Annotated in this window: 6 protein-coding genes; 3 read left to right on the forward strand and 3 right to left on the reverse strand. The window is 50.7% G+C overall.

The features are described 5' to 3' along the window. Positions 1–9: 9 nt before the first annotated feature. On the reverse strand, positions 10–870 hold the full coding sequence (locus tag AAF564_25705) for a putative metalloprotease CJM1_0395 family protein (GenBank protein ID MEM8488967.1): 861 nt from the start codon (positions 868–870) through the stop codon (positions 10–12). A gap of 375 nt (positions 871–1,245) precedes the next feature. On the opposite strand from AAF564_25705, the gene AAF564_25710 reads away from it, so the two are divergent. Together AAF564_25710 and AAF564_25715 are read left to right on the forward strand one after the other, a co-directional pair. Beyond that, the gene (locus AAF564_25710; protein MEM8488968.1) at positions 1,246–1,530 is read left to right on the forward strand and encodes a DUF493 family protein; all 285 of its coding nucleotides are present in this window, start codon (positions 1,246–1,248) and stop codon (positions 1,528–1,530) included. 47 nt (positions 1,531–1,577) lie between these two features. Continuing rightward, positions 1,578–2,183, forward strand: a complete 606-nt coding sequence (locus tag AAF564_25715; protein ID MEM8488969.1) for a hypothetical protein — start codon at positions 1,578–1,580, stop codon at positions 2,181–2,183. Between the two features lie 21 nt (positions 2,184–2,204). Here AAF564_25715 and larA read toward each other — a convergent pair whose 3' ends face one another. Further along, positions 2,205–3,473 (reverse strand): nickel-dependent lactate racemase, encoded by a 1,269-nt coding sequence (gene larA / locus AAF564_25720; GenBank protein ID MEM8488970.1) that lies wholly within the window; start codon positions 3,471–3,473, stop codon positions 2,205–2,207. Positions 3,474–3,676: 203 nt separating this feature from the next. Here larA and AAF564_25725 point away from each other — a divergent pair, with 203 nt between their 5' ends. Further along, complete coding sequence (locus tag AAF564_25725; GenBank protein MEM8488971.1) at positions 3,677–4,894, forward strand: MFS transporter; 1,218 nt, start codon at positions 3,677–3,679, stop codon at positions 4,892–4,894. Here AAF564_25725 and AAF564_25730 read toward each other — a convergent pair. Further along, positions 4,884–5,590: AAA family ATPase (locus AAF564_25730; GenBank protein ID MEM8488972.1), on the reverse strand; the 707-nt coding region annotated here is incomplete at its 5' end. The genes AAF564_25725 and AAF564_25730 overlap by 11 nt on opposite strands.

Below are 5,590 nucleotides of genomic sequence, written 5' to 3' on the forward strand. Positions count from 1 at the left end.
GACCTATGCCTAGCCGTAGTGGTCAAAAGACCTGCCTTGGCCACGGAAAAAGTTATGTTCTACCGGAGAAGCAAGGGTTTGTGTGCTTTGGCCGGCCATTTGCAGGCGAGAGGTTCTGAAGCGCAGCACATTGTCATTGACGAAGTGCTCCGAAGGATCAATTTCGAGAGACTCTGTGCTTACCGTTGTTACGCCGGCTGTAATGTCTTCAAGCGTTTTAGCCTGCTCTTTTTCGTGCGCAGCCGCAGCACCGTGCACTTCATGTTCGCCGTAGTTTGATGCGCTGTCGCTGAGCTGTCGCTGTGCTCTTGCAGCCATCTGATCTGCTTCGCGGGCCACTTTACGGTCTTGCACTGACGGATCTTCAGGGGCAAGGGCTGCACGTTTAATTACGCGTGCTTTTTCGAGTGTTGCCTGCGGATCGTCCGGCACTTCGCTCATGTCTATATCAACACTGCCGCCTACTGCGTACCGCTTGCCATCAGGGCCAGTCTGATATTCATATTTGGGCGTGCTTGCGTATTTGCCGCCGGCCTGGAAATGTGCCTGTTCGTGCCTTTTGACTTCAGCATCACGGTCTTCCAGTTCCTCAATCTCCTTCTCCTCTTCTGGCGTGTATGCCTTGCCATCAGGCCCCACCTCCTGGGTAGGGTCTTTAGGCTGCTTGCCAAAATCGAGATCTTGACCTTTTGCAGAAGACTCAACAGGGCGGTGATAATCTTGCGCCGCACCCGGAGCGTTCTGGGCATTGACCGAAGTCTGTACCTGGTCGTTTTCTATTGAAGTATGCGCTTCTTGCGCTGTATGCTGCGCAAACTGTGCCATATAATGGCCAACGCTTGCGTGGGAGAATAAGTCGGAACCTAACATGGGACTGCCTGGGCTAAAGTTGCCAAAAAATGACGGAGGTTACTCTGCCGTGGATTAGGTTGTCCTGTGGTGGTCAGTTGTTTTATCGGTCTGTTTGCTCAATACCTAAGTTAAGCTGCAAATTTCTTTACAAGTTTGTTGGTGAATACGGGTGGAATCCCGTTTCTCTGTCGTCGGAGCAGAATTTTGTACAGGAGGTGTTTATGGTCATGTTTGTTGTGAAAGCTTGGATAGGGCAGGTGATAGCATCGCATCTTTCAGCAACTGACTGTGCAGGGTGACGCTGATTTTCCTTTAGGGTTAAGGATTGATGGCAGGCAACGAAACCAGAATCGCGGCGGTTCGTTTTCTTCTTCAAACGAAAGACATTGAAATATGAGTGGTAAGGCTTCGCAGGAGAATAAACAGTGGTGGGCCCGGTTTCAGCAATTGCTCGACGACGGGATTGAATGGCCCAGCCCTTACGTTTTTAAGTTTATTGTGCCGCGTGATAACCTTTCAGAAGTTGAGCAACTGTTTCACAATTTTCCGATTTCCGTACGTGAATCGAGCAAAGGGAATTATGCCAGTGTGACAGCCAAATTTGTAGTGCACTCGAGTGACGAGGTCATTGCAATGTATACGTCGGCTGCAAAAATAGAGGGCATTATTCTGCTTTGAGCAGCACGATGTAGTTTGTGTTCCACCCCACGCCCGTTGGTTTTCTGTTGAATAGCTTCTTTCCCATCGCCGCATTATTGCTCATCCTGTTTGGTGGCTGCGAGAAAAACAAAACGCAGGATTTGCCGGCTCCTTTCCTCGAACTGGTAAACGAACAGCGCAACGCATATCCGGCCATGCAGCTTGAGGATTGGTACAAACTGTTTCATCAGGCAGCAATGGGCAACCGGCATTTGGGGGTTGAGGATAGCGTTATATTCAACTATATGCTAGAAGAGTTGAATAGCATTGGGGCTGCTCAAAACGAGCAATTGGTTGAATATATTAGCTCGGATAGCAGTGTGGTTCGTTTAAACATGCGCCCGTTCAAAGCAGCCTCGGGATCACCTGAGATGCTATTTGATGCCATGAAACGTACGTGGAAGCGCGTTGAGCAACAGCCGGCACAGTTGGAAAATTGGGGCAAGGCCCTGGCTATACTTGCAGGAGAGCAGTCGTTTCCTTTTACGGCTGATCGGGTAGCTGAATTTTTTGAAGAAAAACAGGCAGCTGGCTTTCCGGCAATCCATCATTCGAAGGCTTACGGAGAAGCTTATGCGCCGGCATACCGCGTTTTGCTTCGCGAGTATGTACCGCTACTGCCAGCTGATTAGCCCTCTGCTTGTTGTACATATCTATTTGACGTAGGCGATAGAAGCCGGCCCATCCGGCATAACGCAAATTCGGGCATCTGGCCCATATTTCTCCAGCAACTGATTAATGGTTGCCCCTATATCGCGACAAGGTTTGAGCAAGGCGCGGTTGATTTGTGAATCTGAAAGCCCGTCGCTGTAAATGTATACGTCTGCATTTACCTGAATCTGCGCCTGAATTTGTACCTGCCACTGGTCTTGCTCGCCGAATCCTGGTTGCGCGATCATGTCCAGCACTCCCTGCGGGGAACCGCCGAGTTCGAGCAATTCTGCATAGCGCCCGTGGTCGGGCAAACCGTCTACGCAGGCTGCGCACATAATGATGGCGCCGCCGGGTTTGAGCACACGGCTGGCGGCACTCATGCCTTTGACCGTTTGGTACAGGTTCTGGTCAAGGGGGTATCCGTTGTTGTTGGTAATGATGATGTCGTATGGTGCATCTACGCCAACCATTACGTTTTGCCTGATGAACTCTCGCCCTATTTCGTGTGCCTGAAGGAGTTCGCCTGCAAAAACACCCGTGATGGCGTGGGCAGGATTGATGGTCACATTTACCAGAAAAGCCGGCATCGTTTTGAGGGCCACTTCCCGCATTTCTTCCCATATCGGATTGCCGGCGATGTTGCCCCAGGTTGAGCGCTTGTCGGCGATCATTTCTCGGCCGTGGTTCGAAAGCACACTCTCTGAGCCAGAAAGTGCTGGCAAGACGGCTTTGGGGCCACCGCTGAAGCCGGCAAAGAAATGGGGCTCAATAAACCCAGTATACACCCGGTAATCAGCTTCGAGTAATTTTTTGTTGATGCGCACCGGATTACCCAGCGAAGTATGCCCAAGGGATACGAGGTTAGCGTCATCAAAAGAATTGTGCTGGTCGCAATGGTAATTGTCGACGATGGCATCTCCCAGCATCATGCGAAGTTCATCAGTTGTTTGCTGACGATGGGTACCCAATGCATTTAATAAAGTGATATCTTCCCTTCGTACACCAGCCGATTCCAGTTCACGCAGCAGCACAGGAAGAATCCTGTCATTGGGTACGGGGCGTGTGATGTCGCTATGGGTTACCACAACGCGATCTCCCGCCTTGACTGATGCCGCCAGAGGAGGTAGTCCAACCGGATTGCGTAGCGCCTCTTCAATGGCAGCAACCTCGTCTGTCAGGCCGTTCATCGGTGTCGATTGAATGACGTCTGTATTGTCTGGTAGTTCGATGTTCAGGCCTTCGCGACCGTATGCGATTGTGATTTGCATGTTGTGATCAACAGTGGAAAAAGAGGGCTTCGTTTCAGGTAAAGTGCATTGATGCCTGCCTGGAATGGCTCCGGGTATTTCTCGCAGGCACGCAAGGCAGGACACTTGCCGGAAGATACGCGACAGAAGTTATCAGGACCAAGATTTCATCCGCCAAAAAGAAAACAAAAAATTTGCCCCGTTCGCCTTTTACCCTGAGTGGTTTGTCTCCGAAGCTTGCCTCGCGGTTGAGCCTCATGTTTTTCATACAGTTCTTCATTTTTGGATCATGGTATGTTACTGTCGGGAATTACATGGACGCCATCGGGCTTTCCGAAGTCATTCACTGGGCGTATACCATTGGTCCGCTGTCTGCGCTTATTTCGCCGTTTCTGCTTGGCCGGCTGGCTGATCGGTATTTCCCGACAGAAAAAGTGCTTGGTGTGCTTAATATTCTGGGAAGCTTTGCCATAGGCGCTGCTTCCTTTGTTGATGGCTCAAATGGCGGGTTGTTCATCTTTTTGCTGTTGCTGCACACCATCTGCTTCTTTCCTACGCTGGGCCTTGCGAGTACGCTGGCTTTTCATCACATAGATTCGCCAGAAAAGCAATTCCCAATTGTCCGCGTCTTCGGGTCCATTGGCTGGATTGTGGCGGGTGTCCTTGTAAGTGCGGTACTTCAGGCTGATGAAACTGCGTTGCCGATCCGTATTGCTTCTGTTGCATCAATGGTGATGGGCATCTACTGTTTTACCCTGCCACATACCCCACCGCGCGCTAAACACGGGGGGAATACGCTGCGCGATATTCTTGGGCTCGATGCGTTGCGCCAGTTGAATACCCGGCCATTCATCGTTTTCATTTTATGCGAGCTGCTTATATCCATCCCCCTCTCCACCTACTATGCCTATGCTCCTGTGTACATCAACGCCGCCGGCATAGCTTCACCAGCCTTTACGATGTCGTTTGGGCAGATGACTGAAGTCATATTCATGTTCTTTATGCCGGTGATTTTGATTCGCCTCGGGGTGAAGAAAATGATCCTGTTTGGGTTTATGGCGTGGGTTGTGCGGTTTGTGTTTTTTGCCGGCTCAACCCCGGATGGTATTATCTGGATGATTATCGCTGGCATCCTGCTGCACGGTATCTGCTTTGATTTTGTATACATTGCCGGCCAGATTTTTATTGACCGGCAGGTAACTGCAGATATGCGCGGACAGGCGCAGGGGTTTTTGGTGATGGTGCGGTCGGGCGTTGGGTTGTTAATTGGCGCGCAGGCTTCCGGGTGGCTCTTTAACACGCTCCTGAATGCAAATGCTATGGATATGGAGCCCTGGCGGCTTTTCTGGTTGTTGCCGGCGGGTATGGCGTTGTTGGTGTTGCTCGGGTTCTGGTTCTTTTTCCACGAAGAAAAACCGGCGCAAAAAGCGACTAACGCGTAAGTCGGCGTTTCATTTTATTCCACCTGAACGATTCAACTTTTTCGACATCGTTGTAGAAGGCTTCCTCGATGCAAGGCTCTACTTCAAACCGCCAGATCTCTTCGATGTGTTGTGAAAGATCTTTTCGCAGAAAATAGGTGATCCCTATCAGGTATCGGGGATTTTCGACCAGTGAGTTGATCTGGTTGAGTGTTCGGACCAGCCCATCTACCTGGAAGTCGGTATCCCGGTGAAAGTGGCGGAGGGCATCGTAGTTGGGTAAAAGGGGAATGAGGGCAAAACGCCGGCGTGCCACAGAATCACTGAATAGGCCGACAGGCTTCCCGGGGACCATTGTGCCAATAATAAACACGTTGCTCGGCACAGAAAAAGCCTGTTGTTTGATCAACAACGAATTGTCTGTTTCACGATCCAGCTGCGCCAGCAATTCTCCAAATACCGCACCCAGATCAGCGCGGTTAATCTCATCGATAATCAACACACTCGGACCGGTGCGCTGTGCTGCTTTTGTACAGAACTTATGGAAGTCGCCAGGTTTTTGTCCGGTACCAATAAATTTGTCGTAGGTATAGCCGGCGTGAAACTGAACGAGCTGCACAATACCGTCTGTACCATCGGTAAGACCGCGGGCGAGCTGTTGTGCCATGAACGTTTTGTCCGTACCCGATGGCCCGTAAAAAATGATTTGTCGCTTGC

The organism is Bacteroidota bacterium (genome assembly GCA_039111535.1).
In the GTDB taxonomy this organism is placed as follows: Bacteria; Bacteroidota; Rhodothermia; order Rhodothermales; family JAHQVL01; genus JBCCIM01.